Here is an 18,745-nt window from a genome sequence, read left to right as displayed (position 1 = left end):
ATGAACCGAGGCAAAACCCACTGTCTGGAAGTCTGGGGCGATCTGGCCTGCTTCACCCGACCAGAGATGAAGGTGGAGCGCTACAGCTATCCCGTCATCACTCCTTCCGCTGCTCGTGGCATTTTCGACGCTATTTACTGGAAGAAGTCATATGGTTTTTACTGGCAATTGGAACGAGTGGAAATCCTCGCGCCGCCGAAGTACCTGGCGCTGCGGCGCAATGAAGTGAAGGACAAGGCACCCCCAGCACCCACTGTGCTCGCCTGGGCAGACGGCAAGGAAATACCGCAACCACTGTGGGCAGACGGCAGCAAAGATGAACTGGGTACAGACCAGAAAGGCCGCACCCAGCGCCAGACTATGGCGCTCAAAAATGTCCGCTACCGGCTCCATGCCCATATCCACGTACGCAGCACACAAGCCGACTTGAATGCGCTGGATGCCCAGTTTGTCCGCCGCGCCAGCCACGGCAAATGTTTCTATCAGCCCTACCTCGGATGCCGGGAGTTTCCCGCCTGGTTCGAGTTACAAACCGAAGAGGCCGCCACGCAACCCATCGCGCTCGACCTTGATCTGGGCTACATGCTCTACGACGTATTCAACCTGGGCACGGAAAACGATGCCCACGCCAAGCCCGCCATCAGCGTCTTTCATGCGCAAGTCATGGCTGGGGTCATGCATATCCCGGCTTACGAAGATAACGCGGTAAAGAAAGCCTGCGGGGAGGATTTCCATGCTTGATCTGGTATTGCAACAAGCGGGCGTCAGTGAACCCGGCTTCGCCCGCAAAACCGTCAAATGGGCGATCACCTGCACGGCGGACGGCCAATATACCGGCGTGGTTTCGCTGGGAGAAGGCAAGGGTCGGGGCTTCGACGCTTGCCCGAACCTGTCGCAACCCGAACTGATAGGTGGATCGGAGCCACGCGCGCATTTCCTCGTCGAGGCTTTACCTACTGTCGCGCTCTACCTCGACGAAAAACTCAATGACAAGGAACGCGAGAAATTTTTCGCCAAGCACAACTGGTTTGTGGGCTTGCTACGGCGAGCCGCGCAAGACGCGACCTATTTAGAAGCTGTCGCCAATCTGCTTGATGATGCTGAGACTCTCGCGCTCATTCAGACCGACCTCAAACAAGCCAAGGCCAAGTTCACCGAAGCGGCAGTGATAATCATAGATGGTATCAACCCACTGGAACGTGATGATTGGCGCGATTGGTGGCGCGGGTTCCGTGCCTCGCTGCGACCGCCCAAGGTCGGAGGCGGTCAGTTAATGCGTTGCGTTCTTACCGGCGAAGCCATCGAGCCGGTAGCAACCAACCCCAAGATCAAAGGGCTTGCAGGAGTCGGCGGGTTGAGCATGGGTGACGTGCTGGCTGGTTTCGACAAGGCAGCATTCCAGTCTTACGGTCTAGAACAAGCCGCAAACGCGGCCATGTCGGAAGCCACCGCCACCGCTTATGCGGAAACCCTGAACCGACTCATCTCCGACAAAAACATCAAGCTGGGCAATACGCTGGCGACCTACTGGTTTACCGGTCAAGATGACATTCATGCTGAAGACGAAGTCATGTCCTGGTTCGTCGAACCACCAGAACAAACCGCCGGGGCTGCCGAACACCACGCCCATGAACTGCTCACCGCCATTCGCACAGGGCAGCGCGCCGATCTGGCGAACGCCCGCTTTGTGTCGCTGCTACTGTCTGGTGCGGCAGGGCGAGTGATGGTGCGTGAAGTGATGCAAGGCAGCTTCGAGGAACTGGTTGCCCATACCGAAGCATGGTTCCGCGACTTGTCCATCGTCGCGCGAGATGGAAAATCATGCGCACATGACCCCAAGTTTCTGGCCGTGGCTGGCAGCCTGGTGCGCGACCTGAAAGACCTGCCCAGCCCGTGGTTGCAGCAGCTTTGGCGCGCAGCAATCAGTGGTGGTCTCATCCCTGCCGCCACACTCGCCCAGGCTGTGACTCGCACCCGCATCGACATCATTCAGGACACCCCCGCCAGCCATGCCCGCATGGCGCTCATCAAGGCTTATCTAATTCGCAACCGAGGAGACAACAACATGAAACCGTATATGAACCCCGACCATCCACACCCAGCCTACCACTGTGGCCGTGCGATCGCCCTGTTCGCCCGCTTGCAACGCACTGCCCTGGGGGACGTAGGCGCAGGTGTCGTGCAGCGTTATTACACCGCAGCCTCACAAACGCCCGGCCTCATCCTTGGGCGGCTCGCCGCCAATGCCAAAAATCACTTGAGCAAGCTCGATGGTGGTCTGGCCTGGTGGTATGAAAACCAGCTCGCCGGGATCATGAGCAGCATCGGCGACTTCGTTCCGCGCACGCTCACTCTGGAAGAACAAAGCCTGTTTGCGCTGGGTTATTACCAGCAGCTTGCCTCTCTCAATGCGGGCAAGCAGGTCTCTTTCGAACCCGAATCCACCCCATCCAACTAAGGAGATAACACCATGGCCATCATCGCTAACCGCTACGAATTTCTGTTCCTGTTCGACTGCGAGAACGGCAACCCCAATGGCGACCCTGACGCCGGCAATGCACCGCGCATCGATCCCGAAGACATGCACGGGCTAGTTTCCGACGTGGCGACCAAGCGTCGAGTTCGCAACTATGTGCAGGTGGCCGAAGGCAACGCCACACCCAACGCAATCTTTGTCGAACACGCCACCAATATGAACCGCCCGATTGCCTTCGCGCACGAACAGGTCAACGGCGGCATTCCGGAAAAGGCTACCAAGGACAAGGTAAAGAAGGCACGCGACTGGATGTGTGCCAACTTTTACGACGTGCGTACCTTTGGCGCTGTGATGAGCACAGGCGCAAATGCAGGCCAAGTACGCGGACCGGTGCAGTTCTCTTTTGCCCGCTCGATTGATCCTGTTTTGCCGATGGATATTTCAATTACGCGTATGGCCATAGCCGAGAACGTGAAAGGTACGAAAACCGCCGCCGACATCGAGAAATGGGAAAATGAGCAGGAAGAAGACACGCTGCGTACCATGGGGCGAAAGCAGCTCATCCCCTACGGCCTTTACGCTATGAAGGGTTTCGTCTCCGCTCATCTCGCCGAAGGCACCGGCTTTTCAGAAGACGACCTCGCCCTGCTCTGGCAAGCCCTCGCCACCATGTATGAACACGACCGCTCCGCCAGCAAAGGCGTGATGACCTGCCGAGGTCTGTACATTTTCAAACATGTCGGCACGGACAGCAACGAAGCACAACGCCAGAAACAGGCCATGCTGGGTTGTGCAGCGGCGCATCGGTTACTGGATAACGGTCGCGTCGTCGAAATTGGCCGCAAGCAAGGCAGAACCGGCGCGGCACGCAGCTTTGCGGATGACTACGACGTCAGAGTATTAGCCGGGAATTTGCCCAGCGGGGTGGAATTATGGACGTGGGATGACGTTGCGCGCAGTTTGGCCAAGCATGACGGATAGATGTAATCGGTTCACTGCCGCCCCACCCAATACCCCGGGCGGCGGCTTTGGTTGGCAATGGCGATGATGACGATCTTCCCGGGATAAATCCGGTACACCAGATCGAAGGGAAATCCATGCAAAGGAATGCTGCGCGCCTGACACTGAATAGGCTTGCCAATAGCAGGGTGTTCGTGCAGAAGACCAAGCGTCTGTTTGGCAGCGGTTGCGAATTTCCTGCTGATGTTTGCCCCGGCGTGAACGGCGTAGTAATCCAGTGCCTGATCGAATTCCGTTTCGGCCAGTGGATGCCAAACGTGCTTCACGCGCCAGCTTTGCGGAGTTTCTCGTCTATCCTTGCAAACACTTCTTCGCTCGGGATCAGCTCGACCGTGCCCGCGTCGATTTCAGAGATGCGTCGGGCGATTTCAGCATCCCAGGCAGCCTTTACCTCTTCACGTGGGGTGGCGCTGATCCAAAGCCAGTCAGCCAAGTCCGCACGTTCTTCGGGCGGGAGTTTCATGGCTTCAGCCTTGATTTGTTCGGCGGTCAATGACATGGGAGTCTCCATTGCGTTGGGCTAGTGCACATGGAACAAACGATACGCCACGGCCCCACTATGTTCAACCCTGACCCCGTCCCCCTTTCCGCCCTCAACCACTGGGCGTACTGTCCGCGCCGTTGTGGACTAATTCACATGGAAGGTGAGTTCACCAACAACATCCACACTGCACGCGGCAATGCCGAACATGAAAAAGTGGATGGTATCCATCACGAAACCCACAGTGACCGGCGCAGCGAGACAGCCTTGCCGGCCTGGTCGGATCGCATTGGTCTCATCGGGAAATGCGATGTAGTGGAATTTCTCGCCGATGGCACGCCTTACCCGGTCGAATACAAACACGGCCCCAAGCGCAAGTGGTTGAACGACGATCTCCAGCTCGCCGCGCAGGCGATGTGTCTGGAAGACATGCTCGGGCACCCGGTACCTAAAGGCGCGATCTTTCACGCCAGCAGCCATCGGCGGCGGGAGGTCGTCATCACACCAGTGCTGAGGGCGCGCGTAATCGATACCGCGAACGCAATCCGCGCGATGCTCGCCTCGGGTGTGCTGCCGCCACCGGTCAACGACGCCCGATGCAAGGAATGCTCCCTGAAAGAGATCTGCCAGCCTGAAGCCGTCGCGGATCAAACCAGGCAGCGACAACAACAGCGCAGACTATTCGACCCGGAGGCATGAATTGCATACCATCCAGAACACACTCTACGTCATGACCCCTCAGGCGTACGCCCATCTTGAAAACGCCACCGTGCGCATCGACGTGGAACGCGAAAAGAAACTCCAGGTACCGCTGCACCATCTGGGCGGGCTGGTCTGTTTCGGCAACGTCATGGTCTCGCCTGCGCTGATGCATCGCTTGGCCGACGAGGGGAAGTCTCTGGTGCTGCTGGATGACAGCGGCCGCTTCAAAGCCAGGCTCGAAGGCCCGGTTACTGGCAACATCCTTTTGCGCCAGGCTCAGCACCGACAGGCAGGCGATGCAGCTTTTACGCTCGAATTCGCCCGCGCTGTGGTCGCAGGAAAACTCAAAAACAGTCGCAGTGTATTGCAACGCGGCGCGCGCGAAGCCGCAGGCGAAACCGAAGCGGCCCGGCTCACGCGCACCGCCGACAACCTGGCCGCCTCACTGCGCGCTGCCACCGTTGCAAACACGTTGGACGAGCTACGCGGCGTCGAAGGCGAGGCCGCACGTGGCTACTTCGCTGCCGCCAACCTCGTCGTCAAGCCCGCCATGCGTGAACACTTTCAGCTCAACGGCCGCACCCGTCGCCCGCCACTCGACCGTTTCAACGCGCTGATTTCCTTTCTCTATGCCATGCTCATGAACGACTGCCGTTCCGCGCTGGAAGCCGTCGGGCTCGATCCACAGCTCGGATTTCTGCACACGGTGCGCCCCGGCCGTGCCGCGCTCGCATTGGATTTGCAGGAGGAGTTCCGCGCTGTGCTGTGCGACCGACTGGCGCTCACCCTCATCAATCGCGGCCAGGTTAGCCCGGCCGACTTCGACTTGCGCGAAGGCGGTGCGGTCATGCTCAACGACAAAGGCCGCCGCGCCGTCGTCACCGCTTGGCAAGAACGCAAACAAGAAGAGATCACCCACCCGCTCACCGAAAGCAAACTGCCGTTTGCCTTGCTGCCCTTCATTCAGGCGCGCTTCATCGCGCGGACCCTGCGCGGCGAAATGGAAAGCTACCTGCCATTTGTGGCCAGATAAGCATCATGCTCATCATCGTCACCTACGATGTTTCCACAGAAACCGCCGCCGGGCGCAAGCGCCTGCGACGCGTCGCCAAGGCCTGCGAACGCGTCGGCCAGCGCGTACAAAAATCGGTTTTCGAATGCACAGTCGACGAAATGCAGTTCGAACAACTTGAGCGCGAACTACTGGATGAAATAGATCCGAATAAAGACAATCTGCGCTTCTACCGCATCACCGAGCCAGTCGAGCTTCGCGTCAAACAACACGGCTGCTTCCGCTCTGTCGATTTTGAAGGCCCCTTGGTGATATGACGCGCGAACCCCCATCAACGGCACAAACCCGTCGGCTTCGCGCATGCCGTAACTCATTGTTCTTTAACAAGCTGAAGAGGTTAGCCACCACAAAACATCGCCGCCAGGTTGCGGCGCAAAGCAGGTTCGCGGAAACTTGTGGCGCTGCACAGAACAATCAACAGGTTGCATGTGCGGAGCATCGCCCGGCCTCACGGCCGGGCGCGGATTGAAACACTGAGTTCGAGCGGCTCGGGCAGCATCTCCCCGCGCATCGCCCGGCCTCACGGCCGGGCGCGGATTGAAACTGTGCCCAACAATTCATTCAAGCGGGACGGGCTGACACGCATCGCCCGGCCTCACGGCCGGGCGCGGATTGAAACATTAGGTCAGCCCTTTGATCTCATCAACCAAGCATCGCATCGCCCGGCCTCACGGCCGGGCGCGGATTGAAACATCAAGCCCACTGGCGGCAGCAAGTCAGACCCTCTGCATCGCCCGGCCTCACGGCCGGGCGCGGATTGAAACAGTGGAACCATGCCGGTCGGGCCGCTGCGCTGCTTGCATCGCCCGGCCTCACGGCCGGGCGCGGATTGAAACTCTTCGCGCTTCAATTCTGGAGCGGGCGTCGCCCCCGCATCGCCCGGCCTCACGGCCGGGCGCGGATTGAAACATGCTCCGCGCCAATGTGGTAGCCGTCTCCGTCCGCATCGCCCGGCCTCACGGCCGGGCGCGGATTGAAACACGCACTACACAGGCACCGCAGGACAGACCGCCGACGCATCGCCCGGCCTCACGGCCGGGCGCGGATTGAAACGGCAATGCAGTTGTCCCAAGGGCGCGCGTTCATCGCATCGCCCGGCCTCACGGCCGGGCGCGGATTGAAACTGCTCACATGCAGGCGTGGTGATGCCAGCATTCGGCATCGCCCGGCCTCACGGCCGGGCGCGGATTGAAACCAAAGGCGATGCGCCAGCGAAAACAAAACCCATCGCGCATCGCCCGGCCTCACGGCCGGGCGCGGATTGAAACTTGGCGCAGCCCCTGCCGCCAAATGCGCCCCTTAGCATCGCCCGGCCTCACGGCCGGGCGCGGATTGAAACAAAATCAGGCGGCGGGACGCTGGATTGATCGCGCGCATCGCCCGGCCTCACGGCCGGGCGCGGATTGAAACAACGATGGCGTATTCACCCCCGGCCAATATCTAGGCATCGCCCGGCCTCACGGCCGGGCGCGGATTGAAACATTGGCCTGGTTGATGCGGTCGGCCCCGGCCAGCGGCATCGCCCGGCCTCACGGCCGGGCGCGGATTGAAACTACCCGGTTGTTGCCGTCGCCGTGGATCAACTGGGCATCGCCCGGCCTCACGGCCGGGCGCGGATTGAAACGGCTTCGACCTGCCATTCCTCAAACACCGCTCGATGGCATCGCCCGGCCTCACGGCCGGGCGCGGATTGAAACCAGTATTTCAAAGGCCGGATGATATGGGAATACGCAGACGACGCATCGCCCGGCCTCACGGCCGGGCGCGGATTGAAACTAGAGCTTGCGGCCCCGGATGGCGACGGTGAAGGGCATCGCCCGGCCTCACGGCCGGGCGCGGATTGAAACGGTGTATTCGATCCGCATCACCGTGGGCACCTGCTGGCATCGCCCGGCCTCACGGCCGGGCGCGGATTGAAACTCAAGTCCCACTGTTCTCTCCTTCAAAAGTCGGCGCATCGCCCGGCCTCACGGCCGGGCGCGGATTGAAACTCGAGGTCGGCGAAGGACATCGGGGATTACGCGGGCATCGCCCGGCCTCACGGCCGGGCGCGGATTGAAACAACGACGGCACGTCGCCGGGGATCAGCGATTTACGCATCGCCCGGCCTCACGGCCGGGCGCGGATTGAAACGGCGTGAGCCATCGCACAAGCAAAGCCGCATACGAGCATCGCCCGGCCTCACGGCCGGGCGCGGATTGAAACCGTCCATGTGGTAGTGCGTTCGCCATAGGCGTCCGCATCGCCCGGCCTCACGGCCGGGCGCGGATTGAAACTCGCCTTTTTCTGTAAATTGCACGTCGAGCGCAAAAGCATCGCCCGGCCTCACGGCCGGGCGCGGATTGAAACTTCGATCTCCACGCCCGCCGGCCTGGCCCACCCTTGCATCGCCCGGCCTCACGGCCGGGCGCGGATTGAAACAAGAACGAAATCATGCAGAAGGGGAAAGACAGGAGCATCGCCCGGCCTCACGGCCGGGCGCGGATTGAAACCACAGCGTTACCCGCACACATGGTCAAAATAGGGGCATCGCCCGGCCTCACGGCCGGGCGCGGATTGAAACGTCACGCAGATGCCCGTAATCTCGCGGCTCCGTGCATCGCCCGGCCTCACGGCCGGGCGCGGATTGAAACTTGAGGATGCACTTGGCCCGGTGGCCGTGCAGTTGCATCGCCCGGCCTCACGGCCGGGCGCGGATTGAAACGAATTTACGGCCAGTTATTCTGGCGGGGTGTACGGCATCGCCCGGCCTCACGGCCGGGCGCGGATTGAAACTCCTTCGTGGACAGCTACGAGTCCGACACGCCGACGCGCATCGCCCGGCCTCACGGCCGGGCGCGGATTGAAACTCGGCAACTTCAGCCAGGAACGCGCGCGCCGCATCGCATCGCCCGGCCTCACGGCCGGGCGCGGATTGAAACATTCCCGCCGCAGTATTCGCAGTCAGCCGCGCTGCATCGCCCGGCCTCACGGCCGGGCGCGGATTGAAACATTTGCTGCCTTTCGTTGTGGTTGATTTGTACACGCATCGCCCGGCCTCACGGCCGGGCGCGGATTGAAACAACAAGACCGCGCTGAAGCGCGGCGCGTTACCTTAGCATCGCCCGGCCTCACGGCCGGGCGCGGATTGAAACTTATTACAAAGACAATCGGACTCGGATGAATGAATGCATCGCCCGGCCTCACGGCCGGGCGCGGATTGAAACGTTGGTCGGGAAGGTTCTCAGGTAAAGGCGCTGTTGCATCGCCCGGCCTCACGGCCGGGCGCGGATTGAAACAGCAAGGCGCAGCACGCCTTTGTTCAGGAGCCGGTAGGCATCGCCCGGCCTCACGGCCGGGCGCGGATTGAAACAAACAAGCGGCACCACGCTGCTTTGTTTTTCGCGCATCGCCCGGCCTCACGGCCGGGCGCGGATTGAAACAAGCAGCTCGCTTTCGGTCGGAACCGCGCGATTCCCGCATCGCCCGGCCTCACGGCCGGGCGCGGATTGAAACAATGACGCAGTGCGCTACGCCTCCTAATCATGGCGCATCGCCCGGCCTCACGGCCGGGCGCGGATTGAAACCACCACCAGGCGCAGCGAGTCGGCCTCATCGATCGCATCGCCCGGCCTCACGGCCGGGCGCGGATTGAAACCGCTGCTACAGCCGATTGCGCAGGGCGGCGCCAGGCATCGCCCGGCCTCACGGCCGGGCGCGGATTGAAACCTCGCATCGGGTTATTGGTCGCTGCAAAAGATGCGCATCGCCCGGCCTCACGGCCGGGCGCGGATTGAAACGAGTTGCGCAAGAAAGTAATTCACAGCGTATTGCGGCATCGCCCGGCCTCACGGCCGGGCGCGGATTGAAACATACGTTGCCCCGACAACGTATTCGGTAACGCTACGCATCGCCCGGCCTCACGGCCGGGCGCGGATTGAAACGCAGCGCCAGCGGTCCCGTCACCGCGCATCTGGAAGCATCGCCCGGCCTCACGGCCGGGCGCGGATTGAAACACGACGACGGTGGCGGTTTTGGCGTTGGCGCTGGGCATCGCCCGGCCTCACGGCCGGGCGCGGATTGAAACATCTTCCAGAAGCCCGTAGGCGTTCATGCTGCCCGCATCGCCCGGCCTCACGGCCGGGCGCGGATTGAAACCATTGCTTCCCACTCGCCTTCATCAAGCCCAAGGGCATCGCCCGGCCTCACGGCCGGGCGCGGATTGAAACTGCATGTTCTCAAGTATTGCCATACCGCCACGACGCATCGCCCGGCCTCACGGCCGGGCGCGGATTGAAACACCTACACGCATTACACCGGCACCGCCGGCCAGACGCATCGCCCGGCCTCACGGCCGGGCGCGGATTGAAACTCTGTAATAAGCGTCCTCTCCGGTGCCTGCGACGCCGCATCGCCCGGCCTCACGGCCGGGCGCGGATTGAAACGTCGAGCTGGTCGCTGTCGCGCGGGATCTCGATGGGCATCGCCCGGCCTCACGGCCGGGCGCGGATTGAAACGAGTACGAAGTGAAGGTGTGTGCCGTAACTTCAATGCATCGCCCGGCCTCACGGCCGGGCGCGGATTGAAACACCACCACCGGCTCGGGCTGCATCACCACCGTCGGGCATCGCCCGGCCTCACGGCCGGGCGCGGATTGAAACGAATATTTACCGACTCCATCGGCTTCGTGATAGAGCATCGCCCGGCCTCACGGCCGGGCGCGGATTGAAACCGTAAAATCTATCTCGACCCCTCCCCTACCTGTAAGCATCGCCCGGCCTCACGGCCGGGCGCGGATTGAAACATGTCCATGATCAAAGCTCCTTCACGATTTCAGCGCATCGCCCGGCCTCACGGCCGGGCGCGGATTGAAACATGTTTGCCGCCGGCGCCTGGATCTGCCCGGCCATGGCATCGCCCGGCCTCACGGCCGGGCGCGGATTGAAACAGGTAGGTGTATACCGCCTTCAACCGCCCCGACGCACGCATCGCCCGGCCTCACGGCCGGGCGCGGATTGAAACAGTTTTCGCAGGGCCATCGAGGTATAGATCGCCGTGCGCATCGCCCGGCCTCACGGCCGGGCGCGGATTGAAACTTCCCAGGGTTCATCGCGGCTGTGAAATGTGTCGCATCGCCCGGCCTCACGGCCGGGCGCGGATTGAAACAAGATGCCCACCAGCGATGCGGCAGACAGCACCAGCGCATCGCCCGGCCTCACGGCCGGGCGCGGATTGAAACGTCGTGATCCTTGCTCAGCACGCCCGCCTCCAGCGCATCGCCCGGCCTCACGGCCGGGCGCGGATTGAAACCTGCGTCAGCGGCTGCTGCATGCCGATCGCCTGCAGGCATCGCCCGGCCTCACGGCCGGGCGCGGATTGAAACATCTGCAACCCATGCACCGGGGCAAGCAGCACCCGGGCATCGCCCGGCCTCACGGCCGGGCGCGGATTGAAACAACAACTCCTACGGGCTGCTGGACGAAGACCAGCGCATCGCCCGGCCTCACGGCCGGGCGCGGATTGAAACATGTTGCACTTCGTGGTCGAAGAGGGGCGCCCATATGCATCGCCCGGCCTCACGGCCGGGCGCGGATTGAAACCATGTCGCCTTGATGCGGCTGGAATACAAGCCGGGCATCGCCCGGCCTCACGGCCGGGCGCGGATTGAAACCCAAGAACCTCGCGAAGAACATAATTATGTTGTCGCATCGCCCGGCCTCACGGCCGGGCGCGGATTGAAACCAGGGCGTCGAGCGCAACATGTGGGGCAAGCCGCTGGCATCGCCCGGCCTCACGGCCGGGCGCGGATTGAAACGATCTAGACGAGGCAGAAGAGGTTCTCGCGCTGGCGGCATCGCCCGGCCTCACGGCCGGGCGCGGATTGAAACGATGGAGTTCGAATTGGACTTGGTCGGACAGACGGCATCGCCCGGCCTCACGGCCGGGCGCGGATTGAAACTCGGGTGCGCGTACTGCCAAACATCCCGCATAGATGCATCGCCCGGCCTAACGATCATGGTGCTGGCACCACCCCTGAAGATGCAAAGAGACTACGGGGTAGAAGGTAGAGATCGTAAAAGTCACGGTGTTCCCCGCCCACGCGGGGATGAACCACAGATGACGAAAAAGCCGAACACCCTGGCCGTCCCGCCCAATACCCCGGGCAGCGGCTATGGTGGGTGATGGCGATAACTCTGATGGTGTCGGGCTGCAAGAGACAGATCAGCGAATATGGAAAATTGTGCAGCAGGGCGATGCGGGTATTGTGTGCAGACTTCCCGCCCAGCGAGGGGAAGCTTGTCAGCATGGCAAGTGCCTTGTCGAGTTCGTTTGTGAATTCGTCGGCGGCCAGAAACGCGGCTTCGCCAAGGTACCAGTCAATTGCTTCGTTGGCGTCGGCCTGTGCCTCTCGGCTAAGGCTGACCAGCATCGTTTTTGGCGGTGGCGATTTTGGCTCGCAGTCTTGCCATGACTTCGTCAGCCGGAATCCATTCCGTTCGTCCGGCATCCATGTCCGCTACGCGCCGGGTAATTTCCTCGTCCCAGGCCTGGGCGATGGCCTCGGGCGTGTCTTCCGGTGTGCCTTCCAGGCTCATGATCAGGCGGTGGATCAACTCGCCGCGCTCTTGCGGCGAAAGCCGCAAGGCCTGGTTTTCAATCTCTTTCAACAATGCTGCCATGACATGGCCTCCAGAAATGATTTCTTGTTGAAATGGTAGCGCTTGCATCATGACCGAGACAGATCCGGTTCCCCTTTCCGCCCTGCAGCTCTGGGCCTATTGTCCGCGCCAGTGCGGGCTGAAAACAGGTATTCGACTAGAACCCGTCCCGCAAAGACCTGGGGCGAGCCTTCTCTTGTAGCGAGACCCGCGTCAGACTGTCCGCGAATAGCGCGGCTTGTCGCTGGCGGCTTCCTTGAGATAGCGGTCGAAGCACATGCCGATGTTGCGCAGGAACAGACGTCCCGTGGGGGTGACACTGACCTTGCCGGTTTCAAAATTCACCAGCCCGTCGTCGGCCAGCGGGCGCAGATCGGTCAGCGCATCGGCGAAGTAGTCGGTGAACGCGATGTCCCATTCGCCGCCGAACGCAGCGAAATCGAGCTCGAGATCACACATCACGCGGGTGATTGCCGCGCGGCGGATCTGGTCGTCGCGGGTGAGCCTGATGCCGCGCTCGACGGCAAAGCCGGTTGCGGCGACGTGTTCCTGATAGCGCTTGAGGTTCTTTTCGTTCTGCATGTAGACGTCGGCCGTCTGGCTGATGCTGGACGTGCCGAAGGCGAGGATGTCGCTGTCCTTGTGGGTGGTGTAGCCCTGGAAGTTGCGCCACAGCGTTTTGTTCTGCTGCGCGCGCACCAGTTCGTCGTCGGGGCGGGCGAAGTGGTCGAGTCCGATGTTGACGTAGCCCGCCGCGCCCAGCGCCTCGTTCACCGCCTGTTGCAGGCCCAGGCGGGCGGCCAGATCGGGCAGGTCGGCGTCGCGGATGAGAAGCTGGTGCTTTTTCAGCCACGGCACGTGGGCATAAGCAAATACTGCCAGCCGGTCGGGCGCCCACGCCACCACCCGTTCCAGGGTGCGGCTGAAGCTTTCGACGGTCTGTTTCGGCAGGCCGACGATCAAGTCAAGGTTGATGCTGGAAAAACCCAGTTCGCGCGACCAGTCGATCACCTGCCGGATCAGTTCCTCGGACTGGACGCGGTTGACCGCCTGCTGCACGGCCGGGTCCATATCCTGCACGCCGAACGACACGCGGTTGAAGCCGCATTCGCGCAAGGCCAGCAGGTGCTCGCGCGTGAGTTCGCGCGGATCGGCTTCGCAGCTGATTTCGGCATCGAGGGCCACGGTGAAATACTGCCGCATCTTCGCCATCAGGCGGCGGATGTCGTCGGGATTCAGGTAGGTCGGGGTGCCGCCGCCCCAGTGCAGCTGGTGCGCCACGCGCTTGGGGTCGACCCGTTGCGCGGTGCGCGCCATTTCGCGGTCGAGCGCCGCCAGGTAGGGTACGGTTTTACTGTAGTCGCGCGTCGCCACCATGTTGCAGCCGCAGTAGTGGCAAAGCGAATCGCAGAATGGGATGTGGGCGTACAGCGACAGCTCGCGATCGGGCGCCGACGCGGCCAGTGCTTCAGCCCAGTCCGTTTCGCCAAAACCGGTATGAAAATACGGCGCGGTGGGATACGAGGTATAACGCGGCCCGGCTACGCTGTACTTGCGGAGGAGTTCCAGGGTGGTCGGCGTCATCTTGCTGCTCTCGTAACAGGTAATGGTGTCTTTTATCACAGCGCAGACCTGAAATCCAGCGCGCCCCAAACCCCAGGTTCCGCGATTGAATTCACCCAGAACCCGTAAGCACCGCGGCGCGCCTTGATCTTCGATAGAGTGCCGTTATCGAGACGCTCACCTCTGCCAAAGCCCGGCAGTGGGCGCGGCTATGCGGCATCGGCCTGCGTCAACCCGCCGGTGCTCATGCTCACCGGCGGCGGATGCCGCCGGCGACTGGGCTGCGCCGCACCGGTGCGGGCGCGGGGCTGAGCGGCCTTGATCGCATCAACCGGCGCATCGTCGCCACCCGTATCCGCCAGGCCGGTACGACCGCGCACTTCACCTGCAAAGGCGAGGTGGGCTACATGCCCATGGTCGGCCATTTGGCTGAAGCAGGGGTTGTCATCCACGTTGCCCCCGCCACGCAGAACCGCGAATTCATCCGTGCCTGCGAAGCACGGCGGCCCAGGGGACACCGTATTGCGCATGTACGCATTGATTCGGCGGGCTGCCAGGCAGACCTCTTCAACCACTGCAAAGACCACGGACAAAGCTTCGCCATCGGCGCGCGCCTGGATGCCCCAACCCGTGCGGCCATTGCTGCGATCCCCGAATCCGCCTGGAAGCCCTGCGCGGACAGCATGGTGGCTGAGACCGCGCACAGCATGAATGGCCCCCGCAAAGCGTTCCGCCTGATCGTCGTCAAGCGGGCGCAGCAGGCTGAACTGCTTGAGGCCGGGGTCGAAGACGACGCGCCCCGTTACCACGTCATCGCCAGCAACCGGCGCGAGTCAACCGAAGCGACGTTGATCTGGTATCGCCAGCGCGGCGACGTGTCGGAGAACGGCATCAAGGAACGCAAACTCGGCTTTGGCATGCAGTGCATGCCGTGCGGTCAGTTTGCGGCGAATGCGGAATTTGGGATACATGCATTGCGATGAAAAAGCCCGGCGGGACTGCTACCATTGCGGGCTTATCCAATAACCAGCCTGAATCGTGTCCCTGGAGAGCCTGCAATCCTTTCTGGCAGACGACATGCGCGCCGTCGATTATGTCATCCGCCAAAGCCTGTATTCCGACGTGGTGCTGATCCGCCAGGTCTCCGAATACATCATCAACAGCGGTGGCAAGCGCCTGCGCCCGGCGCTGGTGCTGTTGTCGGCCGGCTGCTTCAACTATTCGGGACGCGCGCATCATGAGCTTGCCGCGGTGATTGAATTCATCCACACCGCCACCCTGCTGCACGACGACGTGGTCGACGAATCGGAACTGCGGCGCGGCCGCGAAACCGCCAACGCCCTGTTCGGCAACGCCGCCAGCGTGCTGGTCGGAGACTTCCTCCATTCGCGCGCCTTCCAGATGATGGTGGCGGTCGACAACATGGAAGTCATGCGCATCCTGTCCGACGCCACCAACACCCTCGCCGAAGGCGAAGTGCTGCAGTTGCTCAACTGCCACGACCCCGACATCGACGAAGAGAACTATCTGCGCGTCATCCACTACAAGACCGCCAAGCTGTTCGAAGCCGCGGGCCAGATTGGCGCCGTCATTGGCGGCGGTACCGAAGAGGAGAAAGACGCGCTGGCGCGCTACGGCATGCATCTCGGCACCGCATTCCAGCTGATCGACGACGTGCTCGACTACTCCGGCGACTTCCTCAAAACCGGCAAGAACATCGGCGACGACCTCGCCGAGGGCAAGCCCACCCTGCCGCTCTTGTACGCGATGAAGCACGGCACCGCCGAACAGGCCGCCAGCATCCGCCAGGCCATCGAACACGGCGGCCTCTCCGAATTCCAGAGCGTGCTTGCCGCCATCAAGGACACCAATGCCCTGCAATACACGCGCGAAGCCGCACAGCGTGAAACCCGGATGGCCAATTCAGCAATTTCTTGCCTGGCGGATTCAAATTCCAAGGCAGCTTTGTTACAATTGGCGGCTTTCGCGGTTGACCGAAGTTTTTGACCGCGCAGTTTTTTGAATTTCCCGGTAGTTCTTCAAAATGGGTTCAGCACTGAACCCGCCATCTGCCTCGGGGCGTAGCTCAGCCTGGTAGAGTACTGCGTTCGGGACGCAGGAGTCGGAGGTTCGAATCCTCTCGCCCCGACCACTATTCCGGCTTTCGTCACAATTAAAGTCATCGCCACCGGAAACCGAACGGGACGCGCCATGACTAGCCCTGGCAAGACGCCAGTGTCGTCCGGATTGATCGCCCTGTTTGATCAATCCCACGATATGGCCGATAGTGGAAGTCGTTTTTCCCGCGCACGCCACACATGCTTTCCACCTTATTTCCCATCGTTTCCTTGCTGACCGGTATCGGCATCCTGCTCATCGGCAGCGGGCTGTTCGGCACCCTGCTCGCCCTTCGCGCGGGCCTGGCCGGATTCTCGGATCCCGTGATCGGGCTGGTGATGTCCGCCTACTTCGTGGGTTTTTTCGCCGGCACGTTCTTTTGCCCGGGGCTGATCCGGCGTGTCGGACATATCCGCGCATTCGCCATGTTCGCCACTATCGCCGCCGCCACGGCGATCCTGCATGTCCTCGTGATCGAGCCGGCGGTCTGGTTGATCTTGCGCATGATTACCGGCGCGTGTCTCGTGGGGATCTACACCGTCATCGAAAGCTGGCTCAACGCACAAACGCCGAATGCGCGGCGCGGACAGGTGTTTGCGGCCTACATGGCCGTCACCCTGCTCGCACTCGCGTTCGGACAGGTGCTCATCACCTGGGCAGATCCGTCGGGTTTCACCTTGTTCGGGGTTGCGTCCATTCTGCTGTCGCTGGGCCTCGTACCCATCGCTTTCACCAGCATCGCCCAGCCGCTGCCGGTCAAGACACCCCACATCGGTTTGCGATTTCTCTATGCCACGTCACCGGCCGCGATCGCCGGCGCGCTTGCGTCGGGGCTGGTGATCGGCGCGTTCTGGGGCATGGGGCCCGTGTTCGCGCAGCGCGTTGGACTCGACACCGCGGGGATCGCGAGTTTCATGGCGGCCACGATACTGGGCGGTGCCGCCCTGCAATGGCCAATCGGACACTGGTCCGACCGGGTCGACCGGCGGCGGGTGCTGGCGCTGGTCGCGGCATCGGCGTCGATGTTCGCGCTGATCTCGATGGCGGCGGCGCCGGGATCGATGGCCGGCCTCATGGTCTCAAGCTTCCTGTTCGGCGGACTCGCCTTCAGCGTCTATTCGATCAGCGTCGCTCACTTGAACGACCACCTCCGCCCGGAGGAAAGCCTGGAAGGTATTAGCGGTCTGCTGTTGTTGCATGGCATCGGCGCCGCCGTGGGCCCTGCGGCCGTGGGGCTGTTGATCGCGGGCTTCGGACCGCGCAGTCTGCCGGTGTATTACGCGGTCACGCTTTTGTTGTTGGCGACGTTCGTACTGCTGCGCATCCGGCAGGCGCCGCCGACGCCGATGGAGAACCATGCGCCGTTCACCCTGATGGTGCGGACGTCGCCCGAAGCCCTGGTGCTGCTGACCGATACGCCGGACGAGGCCGCCGCAGCCCCGCATGGAAACCGCTGATCGCTCCGCGAACGCAGCTGGCGTACCGGATCAGAAATACACGCCCGCGTTGACGTTGACGCGGTCGTGCCAGGAATCGTCGGCCCCGCCTGCGGCCAGACCCGTGCTGAAGTTGGGGCCGATATACGGATGCTGGCGGCCCCGCAGATAATCGACATAGACAAACACCTTGTCGATCGGCGTAAAGGACACGCCATACACCTGCTGCTGGCTGTCGCGAAATCCGGCGGCATCCTTGGAGAGCATGCTGTAGTCGGCATAGACAGTGATGTCGCGTAGCGCACCCCATTCGCCGACGCGATAACTCAGGTTGGCGGTATACAGATTGGCGCGCGCCGCCACCGCATAGGGGAAGTCGTACGCACCCATGATCACCACGCTGCGGTCCTGACCCGGCGGGTTCTCGACGCTGTTCACGTAGCGCGTCGCCTGCAACATGACGCCCCACGGCCCATAATCGCCCCGGTAGTGCACCGCCCCCGCGCGGCGATGTCCGTCGCGGCCGGTGGTTGCGTTCGGCAGGCGCCCGGACAGCAGCGACACGCCGATCTCGCTGGATTGCTGTGTGTCCTTGCCGAAGGTATAGGCCGCCCGACCCACCACGGTATCGCGTTCGCTGTTGCGCACGGCGCCGTTCTCGACGACGTTGAAGGTGTAACGGGCGCTGCTTTCGCTGTCGCCGCTCCAATGGCCGCCGTCGCGGACGTAGTAAGCCAGTTGCAGATCCCATGGCCCGGTGCGATGAATCAATTTGCCGCCCAGGTTGTAGCTGTCTTCCAGTCCGACGTAATACGCCATAGAGAAAAAGTAATTGTGCGAGGCGAACGGCGTGATGCCGAAGGGAATCGGATTCAAACCGACATGCAGTTGCGTGTCGTCATTGAACCGATATCCCACCCAGGCGTGCTGCAGGAAATGCGTATCGGCGCCCCCGCGATAACGGTAATAGCGGTACTGGGCCGTCGCCAGCCACGGCCCGCTATCATAGCCGGCATCGATGCGCGCGGTATCGAAATCGACCAGACCCGTGCCGTCGTATTTGGGATCCCAGTCCTTGTAGGCGTAGTTGTAGCGCAGCGCGCCACCGAGCCGAAAACCGTTGCCGATATCAATCGCCCAGGCGCCGTCCGCCAGGGTAACGCTGACCAATAGCGCGGATAACAGGGCGTCGCGCAGGTAAGCAAACCGCACGGTGGATGTCGGCATTGGGTCTCCCTG

Annotated in this window: 15 protein-coding genes, 1 tRNA gene and 1 CRISPR repeat array; of the genes, 10 read left to right on the top strand and 6 right to left on the bottom strand. The window is 62.3% G+C overall.

Features of this window, described 5'->3' with window-relative positions; genetic code table 11:
- From cas5c to cas7c, 3 genes are read left to right on the top strand one after another with little or no spacing between them, the layout of a single operon-like run.
- Complete coding sequence (cas5c, locus tag ACZ41T_RS15445; protein WP_464922243.1) at positions 1 to 741, top strand: type I-C CRISPR-associated protein Cas5c; 741 nt, start codon at positions 1 to 3, stop codon at positions 739 to 741.
- Positions 734 to 2,458 (top strand): type I-C CRISPR-associated protein Cas8c/Csd1, encoded by a 1,725-nt coding sequence (gene cas8c, locus ACZ41T_RS15440; RefSeq protein ID WP_464922242.1) that lies wholly within the window; start codon positions 734 to 736, stop codon positions 2,456 to 2,458. The genes cas5c and cas8c overlap by 8 nt, the downstream gene beginning before the upstream one ends.
- Before the next feature lie 12 nt (positions 2,459 to 2,470).
- On the top strand, positions 2,471 to 3,457 hold the full coding sequence (gene cas7c / locus ACZ41T_RS15435; RefSeq protein ID WP_464922241.1) for a type I-C CRISPR-associated protein Cas7/Csd2: 987 nt from the start codon (positions 2,471 to 2,473) through the stop codon (positions 3,455 to 3,457).
- A gap of 11 nt (positions 3,458 to 3,468) precedes the next feature.
- Here the strand turns inward: cas7c and ACZ41T_RS15430 are convergent, their stop codons facing one another.
- Positions 3,469 to 3,762, bottom strand: coding sequence for a type II toxin-antitoxin system RelE/ParE family toxin (locus ACZ41T_RS15430; RefSeq protein WP_464922240.1), 294 nt, complete (start codon positions 3,760 to 3,762; stop codon positions 3,469 to 3,471).
- Positions 3,759 to 3,995, bottom strand: a complete 237-nt coding sequence (locus ACZ41T_RS15425; RefSeq protein WP_464922239.1) for an addiction module protein — start codon at positions 3,993 to 3,995, stop codon at positions 3,759 to 3,761. Before ACZ41T_RS15425 ends, ACZ41T_RS15430 begins: the two co-directional genes overlap by 4 nt.
- Before the next feature lie 138 nt (positions 3,996 to 4,133).
- Between ACZ41T_RS15425 and cas4 the strand changes: the two genes are divergently transcribed.
- Genes cas4 through cas2 form a run of 3 tightly spaced genes read left to right on the top strand, consistent with a single transcriptional unit; the run spans position 4,134 to position 6,008 of the window.
- Positions 4,134 to 4,676, top strand: coding sequence for a CRISPR-associated protein Cas4 (gene cas4, locus ACZ41T_RS15420; RefSeq protein ID WP_464922238.1), 543 nt, complete (start codon positions 4,134 to 4,136; stop codon positions 4,674 to 4,676).
- A 31-nt stretch (positions 4,677 to 4,707) separates the two neighbouring features.
- The gene (gene cas1c / locus ACZ41T_RS15415) at positions 4,708 to 5,712 is read left to right on the top strand and encodes a type I-C CRISPR-associated endonuclease Cas1c (RefSeq protein WP_464922237.1); all 1,005 of its coding nucleotides are present in this window, start codon (positions 4,708 to 4,710) and stop codon (positions 5,710 to 5,712) included.
- 5 nt (positions 5,713 to 5,717) lie between these two features.
- Positions 5,718 to 6,008: a CRISPR-associated endonuclease Cas2 gene (gene cas2, locus ACZ41T_RS15410; RefSeq protein ID WP_464922236.1), complete on the top strand. Its 291-nt coding sequence runs from the start codon at positions 5,718 to 5,720 to the stop codon at positions 6,006 to 6,008.
- 178 nt (positions 6,009 to 6,186) lie between these two features.
- A CRISPR array of direct repeats spans positions 6,187 to 11,689; the repeat unit is 37 nt; unit sequence GCATCGCCCGGCCTCACGGCCGGGCGCGGATTGAAAC.
- Positions 11,690 to 11,743: 54 nt separating this feature from the next.
- Here the strand turns inward: cas2 and ACZ41T_RS15405 are convergent.
- The 3 genes from ACZ41T_RS15405 to hemN all read right to left on the bottom strand — a co-directional run bounded on the left by ACZ41T_RS15405 (position 11,744) and on the right by hemN (position 13,973).
- Positions 11,744 to 12,160, bottom strand: coding sequence for a type II toxin-antitoxin system RelE/ParE family toxin (locus tag ACZ41T_RS15405; protein ID WP_464922235.1), 417 nt, complete (start codon positions 12,158 to 12,160; stop codon positions 11,744 to 11,746).
- Complete coding sequence (locus ACZ41T_RS15400) at positions 12,144 to 12,410, bottom strand: addiction module protein (protein WP_464922234.1); 267 nt, start codon at positions 12,408 to 12,410, stop codon at positions 12,144 to 12,146. Before ACZ41T_RS15400 ends, ACZ41T_RS15405 begins: the two co-directional genes overlap by 17 nt.
- 192 nt (positions 12,411 to 12,602) lie before the next feature.
- Complete coding sequence (gene hemN, locus ACZ41T_RS15395; RefSeq protein ID WP_464922233.1) at positions 12,603 to 13,973, bottom strand: oxygen-independent coproporphyrinogen III oxidase; 1,371 nt, start codon at positions 13,971 to 13,973, stop codon at positions 12,603 to 12,605.
- Positions 13,974 to 14,215: 242 nt separating this feature from the next.
- Between hemN and ACZ41T_RS15390 the strand changes: the two genes are divergently transcribed.
- From ACZ41T_RS15390 to ACZ41T_RS15375, 4 genes are all read left to right on the top strand, one after another.
- The gene (locus ACZ41T_RS15390; RefSeq protein WP_464922232.1) at positions 14,216 to 14,935 is read left to right on the top strand and encodes a transposase; all 720 of its coding nucleotides are present in this window, start codon (positions 14,216 to 14,218) and stop codon (positions 14,933 to 14,935) included.
- Between the two features lie 55 nt (positions 14,936 to 14,990).
- The gene (gene ispB, locus ACZ41T_RS15385; RefSeq protein ID WP_464922231.1) at positions 14,991 to 15,959 is read left to right on the top strand and encodes an octaprenyl diphosphate synthase; all 969 of its coding nucleotides are present in this window, start codon (positions 14,991 to 14,993) and stop codon (positions 15,957 to 15,959) included.
- 68 nt (positions 15,960 to 16,027) lie between these two features.
- Positions 16,028 to 16,104: transfer RNA gene (locus ACZ41T_RS15380), tRNA-Pro, on the top strand.
- Between the two features lie 166 nt (positions 16,105 to 16,270).
- Complete coding sequence (locus ACZ41T_RS15375; RefSeq protein ID WP_464922230.1) at positions 16,271 to 17,527, top strand: MFS transporter; 1,257 nt, start codon at positions 16,271 to 16,273, stop codon at positions 17,525 to 17,527.
- 30 nt (positions 17,528 to 17,557) lie between these two features.
- Here ACZ41T_RS15375 and ACZ41T_RS15370 read toward each other — a convergent pair whose 3' ends face one another.
- Positions 17,558 to 18,733 (bottom strand): hypothetical protein, encoded by a 1,176-nt coding sequence (locus ACZ41T_RS15370; RefSeq protein WP_464922229.1) that lies wholly within the window; start codon positions 18,731 to 18,733, stop codon positions 17,558 to 17,560.
- Positions 18,734 to 18,745: the final 12 nt, after the last annotated feature.

The organism is Thiobacillus thiophilus, assembly GCF_055378705.1.
The sequence above is the reverse complement of the archived record's forward strand: the minus strand, read 5'-3'. Positions and strand labels throughout refer to the sequence as shown.